The 15,763-nt window shown below is 71.2% G+C and carries 16 protein-coding genes; 9 read left to right on the forward strand and 7 right to left on the reverse strand.

Annotation, left to right across the window (positions count from 1 at the left end):
* The first annotated feature begins 230 nt into the window (after window positions 1–230).
* A complete protein-coding gene (locus tag ACTFTM_RS09900) occupies window positions 231–932 on the forward strand; it encodes a hypothetical protein (RefSeq protein ID WP_449565492.1) in 702 nt (233 codons plus the stop codon).
* A 35-nt stretch (window positions 933–967) separates the two neighbouring features.
* On the opposite strand, the gene ACTFTM_RS09905 is transcribed toward ACTFTM_RS09900, so the two are convergent.
* The 5 genes from ACTFTM_RS09905 to ACTFTM_RS09925 form a co-directional block, all read right to left on the reverse strand.
* Window positions 968–1,756, reverse strand: a complete 789-nt coding sequence (locus ACTFTM_RS09905) for a DUF5984 family protein (protein ID WP_449565493.1) — start codon at window positions 1,754–1,756, stop codon at window positions 968–970.
* Between the two features lie 126 nt (window positions 1,757–1,882).
* Complete coding sequence (locus tag ACTFTM_RS09910) at window positions 1,883–4,123, reverse strand: glycoside hydrolase family 44 protein (protein ID WP_449565494.1); 2,241 nt, start codon at window positions 4,121–4,123, stop codon at window positions 1,883–1,885.
* A gap of 156 nt (window positions 4,124–4,279) precedes the next feature.
* Complete coding sequence (locus tag ACTFTM_RS09915; protein ID WP_355052950.1) at window positions 4,280–4,513, reverse strand: holin; 234 nt, start codon at window positions 4,511–4,513, stop codon at window positions 4,280–4,282.
* Between the two features lie 106 nt (window positions 4,514–4,619).
* The gene (locus tag ACTFTM_RS09920; RefSeq protein ID WP_449565495.1) at window positions 4,620–5,210 is read right to left on the reverse strand and encodes a DUF4240 domain-containing protein; all 591 of its coding nucleotides are present in this window, start codon (window positions 5,208–5,210) and stop codon (window positions 4,620–4,622) included.
* 54 nt (window positions 5,211–5,264) lie between these two features.
* Window positions 5,265–8,120: a BTAD domain-containing putative transcriptional regulator gene (locus ACTFTM_RS09925; protein ID WP_449565496.1), complete on the reverse strand. Its 2,856-nt coding sequence runs from the start codon at window positions 8,118–8,120 to the stop codon at window positions 5,265–5,267.
* Between the two features lie 220 nt (window positions 8,121–8,340).
* Here ACTFTM_RS09925 and ACTFTM_RS09930 point away from each other — a divergent pair, with 220 nt between their 5' ends.
* Together ACTFTM_RS09930 and ACTFTM_RS09935 are read left to right on the forward strand one after the other, a co-directional pair.
* Window positions 8,341–9,195, forward strand: a complete 855-nt coding sequence (locus tag ACTFTM_RS09930; protein ID WP_449565497.1) for a hypothetical protein — start codon at window positions 8,341–8,343, stop codon at window positions 9,193–9,195.
* Between the two features lie 92 nt (window positions 9,196–9,287).
* Window positions 9,288–9,989 carry a Type 1 glutamine amidotransferase-like domain-containing protein gene (locus tag ACTFTM_RS09935; protein WP_449565498.1) on the forward strand — a complete coding sequence of 234 codons (702 nt, stop codon included), beginning with the start codon at window positions 9,288–9,290 and terminating at the stop codon, window positions 9,987–9,989.
* Here the strand turns inward: ACTFTM_RS09935 and ACTFTM_RS09940 are convergent.
* Window positions 9,964–10,896 (reverse strand): aminoglycoside phosphotransferase family protein, encoded by a 933-nt coding sequence (locus ACTFTM_RS09940; RefSeq protein WP_449565499.1) that lies wholly within the window; start codon window positions 10,894–10,896, stop codon window positions 9,964–9,966. The two genes, ACTFTM_RS09935 and ACTFTM_RS09940, sit on opposite strands and share 26 nt — an antisense overlap.
* Before the next feature lie 112 nt (window positions 10,897–11,008).
* Here ACTFTM_RS09940 and ACTFTM_RS09945 point away from each other — a divergent pair, with 112 nt between their 5' ends.
* The 6 genes from ACTFTM_RS09945 to ACTFTM_RS09970 all read left to right on the forward strand — a co-directional run bounded on the left by ACTFTM_RS09945 (window position 11,009) and on the right by ACTFTM_RS09970 (window position 14,494).
* Window positions 11,009–11,557 (forward strand): hypothetical protein, encoded by a 549-nt coding sequence (locus ACTFTM_RS09945; protein WP_449565500.1) that lies wholly within the window; start codon window positions 11,009–11,011, stop codon window positions 11,555–11,557.
* Entirely contained in the window at window positions 11,548–11,808 is a 261-nt protein-coding gene (locus tag ACTFTM_RS09950; protein WP_449565501.1) for a hypothetical protein, read from the forward strand. The genes ACTFTM_RS09945 and ACTFTM_RS09950 overlap by 10 nt, the downstream gene beginning before the upstream one ends.
* Window positions 11,808–12,275, forward strand: coding sequence for an NUDIX domain-containing protein (locus ACTFTM_RS09955; RefSeq protein ID WP_449565502.1), 468 nt, complete (start codon window positions 11,808–11,810; stop codon window positions 12,273–12,275). The genes ACTFTM_RS09950 and ACTFTM_RS09955 overlap by 1 nt, the downstream gene beginning before the upstream one ends.
* Before the next feature lie 84 nt (window positions 12,276–12,359).
* Window positions 12,360–12,926 carry a GNAT family N-acetyltransferase gene (locus ACTFTM_RS09960; RefSeq protein ID WP_449566596.1) on the forward strand — a complete coding sequence of 189 codons (567 nt, stop codon included), beginning with the start codon at window positions 12,360–12,362 and terminating at the stop codon, window positions 12,924–12,926.
* 114 nt (window positions 12,927–13,040) lie between these two features.
* The gene (locus ACTFTM_RS09965) at window positions 13,041–13,868 is read left to right on the forward strand and encodes a TIGR02452 family protein (protein ID WP_449565503.1); all 828 of its coding nucleotides are present in this window, start codon (window positions 13,041–13,043) and stop codon (window positions 13,866–13,868) included.
* A gap of 56 nt (window positions 13,869–13,924) precedes the next feature.
* A complete protein-coding gene (locus ACTFTM_RS09970; RefSeq protein ID WP_449565504.1) occupies window positions 13,925–14,494 on the forward strand; it encodes a dihydrofolate reductase family protein in 570 nt (189 codons plus the stop codon).
* Here ACTFTM_RS09970 and ACTFTM_RS09975 read toward each other — a convergent pair.
* A complete protein-coding gene (locus ACTFTM_RS09975; protein WP_449565505.1) occupies window positions 14,476–15,705 on the reverse strand; it encodes a DUF418 domain-containing protein in 1,230 nt (409 codons plus the stop codon). The genes ACTFTM_RS09970 and ACTFTM_RS09975 overlap by 19 nt on opposite strands.
* Window positions 15,706–15,763 lie beyond the last annotated feature (58 nt).

The following is a 15,763-nucleotide window of genomic DNA, read 5'->3' on the forward strand; positions in this document are numbered from 1 at the left end:
GCAGGGCGGTGCCGTTACCACGACCAGATGAGGATCATCCACGGGCGGTGGAACTCGGGGGCTGCCGCGGACAGGTACCTGTGTGACAGCTGAGATGCGGGTCCGGATCCGGGCTCCGGCGATTTCCCGCGCCTCACCCCGGCCTCCACCCGCGAGAGCATAGGCCGGGCCACGGTCGGAGGTTCGGCACCTTCCGGGGGCGCCGGCCGCGACGAAGAAGCTAGGCTGCGATGGAGCTTCCATCGATGCAGGGAGATGTCGTGTCGCGCCGTACCGGTAAACCCTCGTATCAGCTGTCGGCTCCGGACACGAGTCGCCGCCGGACGGCACGTGTCGCCGTCATCGTCGTGGCAGTCGGGCTCGCGGCTCTTCTTGTGGGCGGTTTCGCCGGGTACGCAGCCGGTCGTCCGGACGGCGTCGAGTCGGCTGCCGCAGACATCCGTAAGGCCGACGCACAGCGCGACAGCCAGCAGATAGTCGAGCTGACGGCGACGGCCCGCCGCCTCGGTAAGGAGGTCGCTCCCGTTCTCACCGCCCTGCGGGCAGTGCCGCCAACCGGCGAGCAACCAGGCCTTGAGCAGGCCCGCCAGTGGCAACAGACCATGCAGCGTGCCGCAGCGCCGTTCGCCGACACTCCGTCGGGCGCCACCGCGACGAACGTTGCACGGGGCGGGCTGCGCGGCGCCGTCGAACAGGCATCCCTGGCCGTCGAGACGTACCTCCTCGCGGTCACCGGGCCGCCCACCCAACGGGCCGCCTTGACGGCGTTGGCGAAGCGGCAGGCGGCCCAAGCGGAGGCTGCCTGGTCCGTCGCGGCAACCCAACTCGATCAGGTGAACGTCGACGCCGGTCAGGGCCATCAGCACGTCGACCTGGATGGTGGCGACGGCGCTTCCACCCACGACGGGGCGGCAGAGGGCTCCGGCGGCTGATCTACTTCGCGCTTCGCAGAACCGCGCATCAAGTGTTATGGGAGATCATCGAGCAGCAGCCGGGCACCTTGACGTACGACGTTCCAGTCGGTCGTCACACGACGGTCGAGGTTCCTGGCGAGCCAACGCCGCCGATCGTCGTGCTCCCGCCGCAATTGGTCGAGGTCGAGGTCCGTGCCGGGCAACCCACCTCGACGTTCCAGATCCTCGACGCGCTGTCCCATGGTGTCCATCAGCTCGCGGTCGAGGGTGTGCACGGCCGCGAGGTACGCGGTGGTCGGAACGCTGAGCCGCACCGCGGGATCGGTGGTGAAGGCGACCTCCCCGTTGTCCTCGTGCCGCCAGTGGAGGGTTATCTCGTCGCGATCGTCGTGGCTGGTACGCCACAGGCGGAGTTCGGGAGGATGACGCAGGTACCCGAAGTCCAGGTGGTGCTCGCCGTGCCAGAGCGCTGCGCTGACGACCGGGTGGTCGGGCGCGGGGGCGTTCGCGCTGTCCGGGCGCTGCCCATCCGGCTCGTCCACGAACTCAAGCGGGTCACACATCCACTGCGTGGGGTGGGAGGCGATGAAAGGCTGTAGGTCGTCGGGCACCGGTTCCAGCGCCCTGGGTGTCAGGGCGATGACGTCTTCCCACAGTCGCGCCAGGTAGTAGTCGATGTAGGGGTGCGGGTCGACGTGTCGGGTGCGGCGCAGGAACTCCTGGCCGCCTGCTTCGAGCCAGTACCAGCCCTCGGTCAGGCCGAACCAGTGCAGCCTCGGCTGCGAGCCACCCCACGGCGACACCTGGTCGGACGGGTACAGCTCGAACCGGAACCTGATCACCGCGGCAGTATCCCGTACCTCCCGGGCCGAACGCCGATTTGGGCAGCTCTGATGGGCGAGGGGTCCGGGGCGACGCTGCGCCCCGGACCCCATCGGCTCGGCTCCGGCAAAAAGGAGGACCTCAGGTCATCCGCAGCGTTGACCGTTGAGGGTGAAGGCGGCCGGCGCCGGATTGGTGCCGCTCCACGTCCCGTTGAAGCCGATGCTTGTGGATGCGCCGGGGCCGAGTCTGCCGTTCCAGCTCATGCTGTCCGCGGTGACGCTCGTTCCGGTCTGTTTCCAGGTGGCCGACCAGCCCTGACTGACCTGCTGGCCGGTGGTGGGGAAGTCGAAGGCGAGTTTCCAGCCGTCGATCGCGGTGGCACCGGTGTTCTTGATCGTCACGGTCGCGGTGAAGCCGCCCGGCCAACTGTTCGCCGTGTAGCCGACCGTGCAACGGCCGGTGGGCGGCGTGGGCGCGGTCCGTACGGTCAGGCCGGGCGAGGCCGGCGAGACGTTGCCCGCCGCGTCGCGGGCGGTCACCACGAAGGTGTACGGAGTGTCCGGCGTCAGCCCGGTCACGGTGTACGTGGGGCCGGTGGCGCTGCCCACCTTCACGGTGCCGGTGGTGTCGACCCGGTGCACGTCGTACCCGGTGACGGCGGTGTCGTCGGTGGACGGTGTCCAGGCCAGCGGGATGCTGTCGCTGGTGATCGTGCCGGCGGTCGGCTTGCCCGGCGTGGTCGGCGCCTGGGTGTCGCCGGGCGTGGCGGCGCGCGGCAGGACCAGGTGGGTGATCGAGTTGGCCGGGAAGGTGGTCGTGAGGCCGCCGGCGGTCACCGGCTGGTCGGCTTCCCGGACGACGCCGGCCAGATTCGCCCCGCTGTACCGGTAGACCTGGGCGGTGCTCGCGGAGACGCCGGAGAGGGTGACCGGGCTGGTCAGGTCGTCCCCGGTCTTGTTGACAACGACCACGGTGAGCGCTTTGTCGGCGCTGCGCTCGGCGGCGTACACGGCCAGTTTGCCCTGGTCGGCGCTTGTCGCCTGGACGGAGGTCTCGCCGAACGCGCCGCCGTTGCCGTCGTAGTTGCGGTAGACGCGGAAGGCGTTGGCCACCGGCTGGTCGGCGGCGGGCGCGGTCCACAGAGCGGCCATGTCCAGCCCTTCGCGGCCGAAGATGCCGAGGACGTCCGCCTGGGCGAGCGCGCCGTTGAGCGAGCCGTGGGCACCCCAGTTGTACTCGGTCATCGCGATCTTCGTGCCCGGGTAGTGCTGGTCGACCAGCTCGTGCAGGCGCGGGATGAACCGGACCGGGCTGTTGATCCAGCTCTCGTCCACGTAGGTCGGGTCCCAGAGCTGGCGGGTCGAACGCAGTCGCAGCGCCTGGGTGTTGGCGTCGCCGGCCGCATCGCCGAAGACGCCGGACTGCTGCGGGTAGAGGTGGACGTCGAAGTAGTCGAGGATGCGGGTGCCGTGCTGCTGCTCGTACTCGCGCATCCGGTCCAGGTACCACGGGCCGAGGTCCTGGCCGCCGTGCGCGGCTTTGTCCGGCGGATTCGACCAGCAGCCGGTGCGCGAGCAGGTGTCCTGGTCGAGGCCCGAGTAGATGATCGAGTTCAGGCCCCAGCCGACGGGACCGAGCGTCTTCGCGCCGGGGTCGGCAGCCTTGATCGCGGCGGCGTACTCGTAGGTGCGGTCGCGCAACTCGTCGTAGCCCATGCCGGTCGGTCGGACGTCGCGGTGGGTGGACTGCCAGAGGTCCGGCTCGTTGTCCAGGTTGTAGAACTGGACGCCGCCGTCGGCGGCGGCGCCGAACTGCCCCTTGAGGTGCTTGACGAAGTCGGCGACGTACTCCGGACCGACCGCGACGCTGGTGTCCTCCGGGTCGTTGCCGGTGATCAGTGTCCCGTCCGGCTTCTTGCCGTTGCCGCAGTCCGGCGCCCAGGGGTCGGTGGACTCCTGCGGACCGTACTTGGCGACGCTGAAGCCGCAGGCCCGCGACCGGTCCTTGGCGATCCAGCCGAGCATCGGCACCGTCATGACCGTGCCGGCGCCGGTGGCCTTGTTGCGCTGCACGAACCGGTCGCTCTCCGAGCCCTTCGGGAGGTCCTCCGGACTCGAATTGTCGTTGGGGATGTTCTCGAAGTACCAGTCCGCCGCGCGGTTGGTGGTGTCGGCGCGGAAGTTGTAACGGGTGGTGGCGTTTCCGCCGTAGCGGTTCACCGGCAGCCGCAGGTCGCGGGCGAGGGCCTCGTCGGCGAAGTTCATGCCGTAGATGTACGGGCTGATCTGGTGCCGGGCGGCGGTGGTGTCCACGGCCAGCGCCGGGCCGGCCGCGGCCAGGGCGGGCACCGGCAGGGCCAGGCCGCCGAGGGCCGTGGCGAGCACGACCGGTAGTAGAACTCTGTGGGGACGCACGAGCATTCCTCTCGAATAGGAGCCCGTCGATGGGAGCGCTGCCACAGCGTCGCGCCTTCGTGCCGCCGAGTCAATTCGACGGCCGGGAGCGCCTTCGACGCCGAAGGGCTCCCGGCTGGGCCGGTGCTACTGCTCGCCGCCCACGAGGCTGGGCGAGTCACCCTCGCCCGACACCCTCGCGCTCACGAGCGAGGTGAGCACCGACAGCACCGCGGCACCGGACGCGATGCCACCCGCGGCCGCCCAGTCCGCCTGCCACGCGTTGAACACCACATCGGCGCCCCAGTAGAGGAGCAGACCCTGCGCGGCGCTCTTCACCGCCCGCTCGGCGGTGGCCTTCCAGAACTTCGTGGTGAACATGTGCGTACCTCCAGAGCCAGGTTCTCCGAATGGTCCATACGCCAAGAATGCCTGGTCAGGAGGGTTTGCTGCTCGTCGAGTTGCCGTCGATCCACGACGGTCGGGCTCAGCCGTCGGTGTCGAGGAACAGCGCGGCCAGCCGGGGCAGCCGACGCCGCATCTCGTCATCGTCGTCGAAGTCGAAGTCCTCGCCCATATCGGCCTCGCCGGCCGCGTCGATACCGTCCGCACCCTGCTGACGGGCCTTCAACGCCGCGTCGAAGGCATCGTCGTCACCCGTGACCTGCTCGTAGGCCTCGCTGGCCACGTAGTTCACCGACTCGGCGAAGAGCGCGCCGTCGTCGTCTTCCCCGGCTGCCGCACGCCGTACCAGGGGATGGTCGGCCAGTCCGTCGGGGGAGGCCAGGACCCGCTCGTACCACCCGCGCCCCTGCGCGATGACGCCCGCCCGGAAATCCATGAAGCTGTCGTCCGAGCATCCACCGCCGATCAGGTACGCGGCTGCCCAGATGTCCCACCGGTAGAGCGCGTCCTGGAGCTGGTCGAACAGCTCCTCGAACTCGACGATACGCTCCGGTGACGTCGCCGCCAGACGCGCCACGAGCGCGGCGGCGACGGCCTCACCGTCGTCGTCGGTCGACCCGTCGACATCCGCCCCGGCGGACTCCACAAGTGCCCAGAACTCGTCAGCGTCCATGGCGCGGGAGTGTGCCACGGCCGACCGACAGAAATGACGGATCCACCGGTGTCGTCAGCGCTCGCCACCGCCGGTGGGCGCCACCGGGACGGCTGGGACGGCCAGCTTGGCCCGGGGCCGGTCGGCGTCCGGATGGCGCAGCTCGTCGAAGATCGTCAGCGCTTCCCGCCAGGCCCGGCGCGCGGCGTCGAGGTCACCGGCGGCCCGGAGGCTGTCGCCCAGGTTGTCCAGCACCTCCGCCTCGTCGTACCGGTCGCCCAGTTCCCGGTGCAGCGCCAGCGCCCGCCGGTAGCAGTCCGCGGCCTCGTCGTGGTCGCCGAGGCCGTGCCGGACGTACCCGAGGCTGTCCCAGGTCAGCGCCGCGCCGTGCCGGTCGCCGGTCTCCTCGTGCAGACGCAGGGCCTCCTGGCAGCAGTGCAGCGCCGGCCCGGGCTCGCCGAGCCGGGCGTGCATCCACCCCAGATTGTTGAGCGCCTTCGCCTGCCCCACCCGGTAGTCGGCGGTCCGGTAGAGGTCGAGGGCCAGCCGGGTCTCGTCCAGGGCGGACCGCAGCCGGCCCTGCCGGGCGAGCACCCAGCTCACCCCGAGGTGGGTGTGCGCGCGTCCGGTGTCGTCGCCCAGTTCGCGGTACAGCTCCAGGTCGCGGCGGTAGTGCCGGTGCGCGGCCTCGTGGTCGCCGGACCAGGTGCAGGCGATGGCGAGGCCGCGGTGCGCCAGGGCCTGACCGGCCAGATCACCCCGACGCCGCGCCGCCGCCAGTGCGGTCCGCTGCGCGGCGGCGAGCTCCGGCCAGTGCCCGCTGCGATCGAGGTACGTGGTGAGAGCCGCCGCCAACGTCCACGCGTGCCGGTCCAGGCCGGTGGCCGCCGCCTGTTCCACACACGACAGCAGGACATGGTGCTCGGCGGCGAACCACGCGGTCGCCCACGTGTGCTCCGGGCGGTCGCCCACCGTCACTCCCGCCGACGGCGGCGGCAGCGCGGCCGGCCGTGCCAACCGGTACGGGTCGAGCAGGTGGTCCGCCGCGTGCGAGGCGTGCAGGTAGTGGTCGAACAGGCGGCGTCGGGCGGCCTCCCGCTCGACCGCGGGCTCCGTGTCGTGGCACAGCTCCGAGGCGTACGCGCGCAGCAGGTCGTGCATCGCGTACCGGCCCGCGCTGCGCTCGGTGAGCAGGTTCGCCCGGGTGAGCTCGGCCAGCAGCGGGCCGACCCGGGCCGGCGGCAGGCCGGCGAGGCTCGCCACCGCCGTCCGTCCGGAGTCGGGGCCGGGGTGTAGCCCGAGCAGTCGGAACAGCCGGGCCGAGTCGGCGTCCAGGGCTCGGTACGACCAGGAGAAGACCGCCCGCACGTCGGTCATCGGGTCGCCGGTGGCCAGTGGACTGAGCCGGTCCGGGTCGCCGTCCCGCAGTTCGCCCGCGAGCACCGACAGCGGCACGTCCGGTTGCCCGACGGCGCGGGCCGCGACGACGGCCAGGGCCAACGGCAGGCCGGCACAGCATCGCACGATCTCGTCCAACGCCGTCGCCTCGCGCCTGGCACGCCCGCGACCGAGCCGAGCGGTCAGCAACTCCCGGGCCTCGACCGGTCCCAGCAGGTCCAGCGTCACCGGGTGGGCGCCGGCGTTGACCACCAGGCCGGTGAGCCGGTTGCGGCTGGTCACCACGACCAGGCTGCCCGGGGAGCCCGGCAGCAGGGGCCGTACCTGCTCGTCGTCCCGGGCGTTGTCGAGCAGCACCAGGACCCGGCGGTGGGCGAGCAGCGTCCGGAACAGGGCGGCCTGCCCGGGCAGGTCGGTGGGTACGCGCTGAGGCGGCACGTGCAGCGCCTCCAGGAAGCCGCGGAGCGCCTCGCCCGGCGGCACGGCCCGGCCGTCGAGGTCGAATCCGCGCAGGTTGACGTAGAGCTGCCCGTCCGGGTACCGGTGCGCCACCTGACGGGCCCAGCGCACCGCGAGGGTGGTCTTGCCGACCCCGGCGGTGCCGGCGATGGCGGAGATGACCACTGCCCGGCCGGGATCGTCCTGGCTGCCGTCCCGGGCGGCCCCCGCCGGGTCGTCGGGCAGCAGCGCGTCCAGTTGCCGCAGCGCCGCCGCGCGGCCGGTGAACCAGGCGGGATCGCCGGGAAGCTGCGCCGGAGGCGGCCCGGCGGGCCCGGCGGGTACCGGCTCGGTCGCCGTCCGTCCCCGCAGCACCCGCAGGTGTGCCCCGCTCAGCTCGGGGCCGGGGTCGACGCCCAACTCGTCGACGAGACGGCGGCGGGTCTCGGCGTAGAGCCGCAGCGCGGCGGCCTGCTGGCCACAGCCGGCCAGGGCGAGCAGGTACCCGGCGACCAGCGGCTCCCGGAGCGGATGCTCGGCGACCAGGGGGCGCAGGGTACGCGCGGTCGCGGCGAACCGGCCGAGGCCGAGTTCCACGGCGGCGAGCCGCTCGTACGCGAGCAGCCGCTGCTCGTCCAGTCCGGCGGCGGCGGCGTCGACGAAGGCGCCGGCAGCGCCGGCCAGCGCCGGCCCCCGCCACAGCGCCAGGCCGTCACGCAGCAGTTGCGCCGCCTCGGCCCGCCGGCCGGCCGTCTCCTCGACGCGGGCCTGCTCGACCGCCACGGTGAACTCAGTGAGGTCCAGCTCGGTCCCGCCCACGGTGAGCCGGTAGCCGCCGCCCTGCGTCGTCAGCAGGTCGGCCGCGCCCGCCTCGCGCAGGGCCGCACGGATCCGGGAGACGCAGACCTGCACCTGTGTCCGGGCGCTGGCCGGCGGGTCGTCGGCCCAGAGCGCCGACACGAGATGCCCCAGTGGCACGAGCCGGTCGGCGTTGAGGAGCAGCAGCGCGAGTACCGCGCGTTGCTGAGGGCGGTCGATGGGAAGGACCCGCCCCCCGGCGGTCACCTGGACGGGGCCGAGGAGGGACCACCGCATGGCTTTCCTCGTCAGTCGTGATCGGACGACCACCTCCGGCAGCGCCGAAGGCGATGCGCAGCAGGCTAAGTCTATGGACGGCGTGACCGGCACGGCCGGCGCCAAGCGGTCGGATAGCGGACGGCAAGCGGCCCCGACCAGGCTCTTCTCAGCTGCCGGCCTCCGGGCCGGCGGGAGGCGGGCCGGCGCGGCGTCGGCCGAGGCGGACAGGGAGAGCGACATGCGAGTAACCAAGGGACGGGGCCTGCTGACGGTCGTCGCGTCGACGGCTGCCGTGCTGGCCGGCCTGGGCTGGGCAGCGCCGGCCTGGGCGGTGCCGGCGGGATTGGAGACGGTCACCCATTCGGCGGCCGAGAGCAGCGCGGACAAGTCGGCGCTCGCATCCTGCCCGGCCGGCAAGGTGGTCACCGGCGGCGGAGGCTTCCTCACCGCCGGCTCGTCGGCCGACGGGCGGGTCGGGCTGGACCGGCTGGAGCCGCTGGCGAACGGCACCGGGTTCTTCGTGACCATGCGGGAGGCCGGCCCGGCCAACTTCGCCGGCGACTGGGGGTTGCAGGCCGTCGCCCAGTGCGCCACCACGCCGGCCGGATACCAGGTCGTGGCCACGACCGGAGCGGCCGGAACGGAGTACGTCACGGCGAGTTGCGGGACGAAAAAGGTCATCGGCATGGGTGGGCGGGTCAACAACGGCCAGGGTGACATGGTGCTCGACCAGGTCGTGCCATCGTTCGACCTGACGTCGGTGACCGTCCGGGCGGTCGCGGTGCAGGGCACCTCGCCGGCCGGCTGGAGCGCCACCTCGATCGCGGTCTGCGCCAACGGGCCCGCCGGGCTGGAGCGGGTCGCGTTGACCGGAACGAGCGCGAGCAACTCGACGGACCACGCCGTCAAGTCGTGCCCGGCCGGCAAGGGCCTCTACAGCGCGGGCGCCGACATCAACGCCGGCAACGGCCAGGTGCTGCTGACCGCGATCAACATCACCGGGGGGAACACCGTTCGGGTACGGGCGGACGAGGACGCCGACGGCTTCGCCGGCTCGTGGAGCCTCAACGGGTACGGCATCTGCGGGAGCTGACTCTCCGGCCGGGGCCGCCGCTGGCGGCCCCGGCCGCCGGCCCTCGTGGGCAATATGATCGTCATTGAGTGATGACCGGGAGGGCGGATGTCATGAAGTTCCTTCTCACGTCGGGGGGCATCAGCAACCCGAGCATCTCCGACGCGCTCGTCGACCTGCTGGGCAAGCCGATCGCCGAGTCCACGGCCCTGTTCATCCCGACCGGCGTTCATCCCTTCCCCGGTGGGGCCGAGAAGGCGTGGAAGGCGGTCCACGGCCACGCTTCGATCCCGCTGACCCAACTGGGTTGGAAGTCCCTGGGGCTGTTGGAACTCACGGCGCTGCCGACCATTCGGCAGGAGAACTGGGTCCCGGCGGTCCGGGAGGCCGACGCCCTCCTCGTCTGGGGCGGCGACGTGCTGTACCTGACCTACTGGCTGCGCCAGTCGGGCCTGGCCGACCTTCTGCCGTCGCTGGACGACACGGTTTATGTGGGGGTCAGCGCCGGGAGCATCGCGGTCACCCCGTACAACTGCGACGCCGAGTTCGACAGTCAATTCGTCCCCGACGGCAGTGACATGGCGCAGGGCGCCGACCGGGCGCTGGGCCTGGTGGACTTCACGCTCTATCCCCACCTTGATCATCCGGACATGGAGGACGCCACGCTGTCCAACATCGAGAAGTGGGCGGCCGGAATCCCGGTCCCGACCTACGCCATCGACGACGACACCGCCATCGCGGTGGTCGACGGGAGCGTTGACGTCATCTCCGAAGGCCACTGGAGACTGATCAAGGGCGTGGTGGGTCGGCACTGATGCGCGCGAGGGTGCGTCGGCCGATCAGACTCATCGTCGGATTGGTGCGCTGGTAGTACCACACCAACCCCATCGCCTGCTGGAAGGCCCACGCTCTGCCGCGCTCCCACTCGAGATCGTCGCAGCCCAGTAGCTTCCGGAACGCCTGGCGTGGCTCACGTTCCAGCAGGTGCCAGGCGCCGACGAGGTCAAGGGCAGGGTCGGCAGGGCCCAGTCCGCCCACGTCGAGAACCCCGGCCAGCCGCCCGTCGGAGACGAGGACGTTTCCCGGGATGAGATCGCCATGGTTCATCGTGTCCGGGGTCCCGCCCCGCGGCAGTTCCCTCATCACCTCCCAGAACCCGCGCAACAGGGGCACGTCCAGTAACGTTTCGCTGTGCCGGAAGCAGCTCTCCAGGTACTCGTCATGTGCTGGTAGTTCGCCGCCGCGACCCTGGCCGTCGAACGTGCGGCCGCGTGTGTCGATGGCTCGCACGCCGTCGACGAACTCGGCTAGATCGTGCGCGAAGGCGACTGAATCCCCGGGGTCCTGGTCGGTGGCAACGACTCCCGGTATCCACGTCTGGACCGACCAGGGAAGCGGGTAGCCGCCGCCCGGTTGACCAATGGCGACCGGCTCGGGAGTGGGAAATCGCGTACGGCCCAACAGCTCTCGGGCCGCTTCCGCTTCGCGTTCCAGCCAGACCCGTGCCGCGTCGACCTCAAGAGGCTGGAGGGGGAACCGGGCCGTCAGCCGTTCCCCGATACGCACGATGGCATTGACCGTTCCCTGCGAGGCGACGCGCCGGAGAGCCTGGCCCCGCCACTGGGGGAACTGCGCGTCCACCAGCTCACGTACGAGGTCGAGTGAGACCGTGAGCTGGCCATCGTGCATCGGCACGTCCGGCGACAGGGGAGTGGCTGGCACGAGAGTCATCCTTCGTCGGTTCTCGGGGCGGCTGATCGTAGCGGCGACGACGCGGTCGCGGCGCTCTCGGCGTACCGCTGGTCCACTTGCGTTGTCCGGTCACACTGCGGGCATGAGACGGTGGCGTTGGGTGGGCGTCCTGGCCCTCTGCGTCCTGCTCTCGGTGACCGTCGGCGGTTGGCAGGGCTGGCGGAGTGCGACGGTGGATCCGCCTGCGCCTCCCGCGGTATGCCCGCTCGTTCGGTCGGAGGTGTTCGACCGTCTCGTTCCCGGGCACGGTACCCCGCAGGTTGCCCAACAGAACGGGCCGGGCCTGCGCTCGAACTACTGCCGCGTCGAGAGCATGCCCGGGAAGGAGGCCCGACGCGCCGCCCTGTGGGTGTCACTCGGACGTTACGGCCGGCATGAGGGTCGCGGTCCGCGTTGCCTGGACCATGGTGGACTGCAGACGGTCTTGAACACCAGGAATTACCCGTTCGCACTCGGTGACCGCGCCCTCTACTACCTCTCGGGTGACCGCGAGACCGGCCGGAGCGTCCACTTCTCGGTGTGTCTCGGCACCTACGGGGTGTTCGTCGACTACGAGGCGACCGGTGTCGCCGAGCCGGCGGTGGTCGAGTCGGCCGCCACCGTCGCCCAGGAGGTGCTGTCGTGGCTCTGAACGGGCCCCCGATGTGGGCACCCTTCCTGAAGAACCCGCAGCCGCCGCGCGCCGACGAACGGCTGTCACTGCGGCAGTGGCTGCTCGTTGCCGCGGCGGCGTCGCTCGTCATCGCCGTCGGTGTCGTCGCCTGGCACGTCAGCCGGCTGGCGGCGCCCACACTCGTCGACTGGCAGGTCACCGTCGTCGACGGGACGAGCGACGCCCCGCCGCTACCCGACCTGCCGGTAGATCCGTTCGGGCCGCCCTGATGGCGATCTCCGCGCACCTGGCCCGACTGCGGGCCCTGATCGGCCCCGAGCTGATCCAGTTGCCGTCGGTGTCGGTCATCCTTGTCGACGAGCACGAGCGGCTTCTGCTGGTACGCCACACCGGAAGTCCGGACAGGTGGGGCGTGCCGGGCGGTGCGGTCGAGATCGGCGAATCGCCGGCCCAGGCGGCCGTGCGCGAGGTCCGTGAGGAGATCGGCGTCCACGTCGGCGGACTGCGGCTGCTGGACGTGCTGGGCGGTACGGACTACGAGGTGACCTACTCCAACGGTGACCGGGTCGCGTACGTCACCGCCGTCTACCAGGCGGTTGTCGTCGACGGGACACCGGCACCGGACCGGGAGGAGATCAGCGAGCTGGACTGGTTCACCTCGGCGCAGCTGCGCAGCGCCGCGCTCAACCGGCTCACCCGGGCGCTGCTGGAGGCGACCGGCCACCTGGCGCACTGACGGCGGGTTTCCGGCACGAATCGGGCAGCCTGTCCAACCGGGACAGCGGGCCGCCCCGCCCGTCGCTACGGTCGCCAGGTGGACATGTCTGAACCGCCGGTGGTCGGCATCGCGCACCAGATGTCCGGCTCGACCGTACGGCTGCGCCCGGTGACCGAGGACGACCTGGAGATGTTGCGCCGGTTCGCGGTCGAACCCGGGCTGATCGGGCTCGACTGGGCTGGTTACCGGGACGCCGCCGCGCCGGCCCGTCGCTTCGCCGAGGACGGCTATCTCGGTGAACGGACCGGTGGCCTGGTCGTACAGGTCGAGCCGGCGGCCGACTCGCGGGCGGGTTACCTCAGCTACCTCCAGCGCCAGTACGGAGGCCGGGCGCCCTACTGGGAGATCGGCATCGTGCTGCTGCCCGAGTGGCGCGGCCAGGGCATCGGCTGGCGGGCGCAGGCGCTGCTCTGCGACTACCTGTTCAGCCACACGCCGGCGCAGCGCATCCAGGCCAGCACCCATGCCGAGAACGTCGCCGAGCAGCGGTCGCTGGAGAAGGCCGGCTTCCAGTTGGAGGGAGTCGTCCGGGCCTGCGAGTTCCGGGCCGGCGCCTGGCGGGACGGTTGTCTCTACAGCCGGCTGCGCGACGACCCGTCACCCCTGTGACCCCGTCACACGGACATCGAGCATGATCCCGAAATCCGGTTGTCGGCGGCCGCTGGGCCTGCCTAGCCTGCTGGCTGTGGCCACCCTTCATCTTCTGATCCCACGGGTGGACCGGTGAGCGGCCGTCTTCGTGAGATCGCTCGGCAGACGGTCGAGATCGCCGAGTCGGGACGTTACCGCGACAGCGACGGCGTGGAGGTCCTCGTCGGTGCGGCGGTACGCGCCGCGGTCGCCGGCACCCGGCATCACCTGCCGGACGAGGTGCTCGCCCTGCGGGACGCGGCGCCCGGCGTCGCGACGGTGGAGGTGACACACGAGTCGACGTTGCAGGCGGCGTACCGACTCGGGCCCGGCGCGGCGTGCCTCGTGTTCGCGTCGGCGAAGAACCCGGGTGGTGGCTTCCTGGGTGGGGCGCAGGCGCAGGAGGAGAGCATCGCCCGTTCGTCGGCGCTCTACCCGTGTCTGGTTGCCGTGCCGGAGTTCTACGCGTTCCACCGTGCGCAGCAGGATCTGCGCTACAGCGACCGGGTCATCTACTCCCCGCTCGTTCCGGTCTTCCGCAACGACAAGGGCGAGCTGCTCGATCAGCCGTACACGACGTCGTTCCTGACCGCCGCGGCGCCGAACCTCGGCGCGATCGTGCGCAACCAGCCGGCGCACGCGTCGGACGTGCCGGCCGTGCTGGTCCGGCGTGCGCGGCGGGTGTTGGAGGTCGCCGCCGCGCACGGACACCGGTCGATCGTGTTGGGCGCCTGGGGATGCGGGGTGTTCCGCAACGAGCCCGCCGCGGTGGCCGGCGCGTTCGCCGAGGCCCTGCACGTGGTCGACCGGTTCGACCACGTGGTGTTCGCCATCCGCGACGGCCTGCCGGGCACCCCGGTGTACCGCGCTTTCGTGAAACGCTTCGCCGGATCCGCGGAGGATTCGCCAGCGTCGGGTTAGGTGGGTGCAGACCGCGATCACCGGGAGGGTACGTGTCGGGCCGTTTCGTGTACTGGATGAACGTCTCTCTGGATCTCAGGATCGAGCATGCCCCGGGCGAGGAGGGCGCCGGCAACTGGCTGCGCATCGGCGAGCCGCTGCACCGGGAGTTCAACGCACGGGCCCGCGCGCTGACGTCGATGGTCCAGGGGCGCACGATCTACGAGACGATGGAGGGGTTCTGGCCGGCCGCACGCACCGACGAGGAGCTACCGGACTACCTGCGTGAGTACGGCGAGATCTGGACGACGAAGCCCAAGGTGCTGGTGTCCCGCACACGCACCGAGGCCGGCTACAACACCCGGACCCTCGGCTCGGACGGCGATGCCGTCGAGCTGCTCGCCAGGTACCGGGAGGAGCAGGACGGCGACATCGGTGTCGGCGGCGCGACGGTCGCCACCCATCTGCTCCGCGCGGGGTTGCTGGACGAGCTGCTGCTCTTCACACACCCCGTCATCCTCGGTGGAGGTCGGCCACTCTTCGACGACGTGGCGCGATCGGTGGAACTGGACCTGCTCGAACAGGAGTCCTTCGCCGAGGGCGTCACGCTGCACAGGTACGGCGTCCGCTACGCCGAGGACGCGTGATCGGGCCGCCGTACTCCCTCCTCGGCGGCGCGCGCACGATCGGTTCGGGCGACGAAGGCAGGACGGTGGGCGTTGGTGAGCCAGCGCAGCGCCCATTCGACCGGCCCGTAGCGGAACCGCCGCAGCCAGAACGCGCTCGCCACCAACTGGGCCGCGAACACCGCCAGAGCGAAGGCGAAGAGGGCCAGCGGGGAGAACGTCCCGGCGAGGCCGAAGCCGATGCCGGTGAAGGTGATCAGGCCGACCGCCGACTGGGCGAGGTAGTTGGTGAGGGCCATTCGGCCGGCCGGGGCGAGCGCGGCCCGGACCACCGACGTACGCGGGTTGTGCATGATCCGCAGTAGCGTCGCCACGTAGGCGGCGGCCAGCAGCGGGGCCGTCGAGACACTGGCCGCGACGCCGAGAGCGTTGCCGTTGCTGCCGCTGGCGGCGTAGACGGCCGCCCCGAGCAGTCCGATCGGAAAACCGATCCACTGGATGCGGCGCAGCACCGGCTCGTTGCCGCGGACCCGGTTCAGCCACTGTCGCCGTCCGGCGACCATGCCGAGCAGGAACAGGGCCAGGGCGGTCGGACCCTGCAGGGTGACCGCTTGGAGCACCAGTAGGGGCAGGCCGGCCAGGTGCTCGCCGATGTTCGCCGTCCAGCCGCCGAGCAGTGCCTGGGTCGCCTCCTCGCCGTTGGCCAGCGCCTGGGCCTCGCCGGGTAGGAATGCCGAGCGGTCCACGAGGAGCGCGCTGGCGACCAGACTGATCAGCACGAGCGTGTAGAGCGCCGCCGCGATCCGGAGCGCCGTACGGTCGGCCACCTTGCGCAGCAGGAGCAGCGCGAGGCACGCCACCGCGTACGTGGTGAGGATGTCGCCGCCGTACAGGAGCACGGTGTGCAGGCCGCCGAGGACGAAGAGGCCGCCGATCCGGCGGAGCATGCGTGCCGGGAACGCCGCGCCGGCCCTGCTCGCCGCCTCCATCTGGAGGGTGAAGCTGTATCCGAAGAGGAACGAGAACAGCACGTAGAACTTCATGTCGACGAAGACCGAGGAGAACGTGCGGACGGCGTCGTCGAAGCCCGAGGCGAAGTCGGGGTCCGTCACCAGGTGCCCTGGATAGCCGGAGGCCATGAAGGTGACGTTGACCGCGAATATGCCGAGGAGGGCGAACCCTCGGATCGCGTCGACGTCGTGCAGACGTCCGCCCGGTATCCGGATGGTCATCACGATCTCCATCTCCGTATCGGCTACAGCGTACGAGATACAGAGTCCCTGAGATCTA

It is taken from the genome of Micromonospora sp. RB23, from assembly GCF_053585025.1.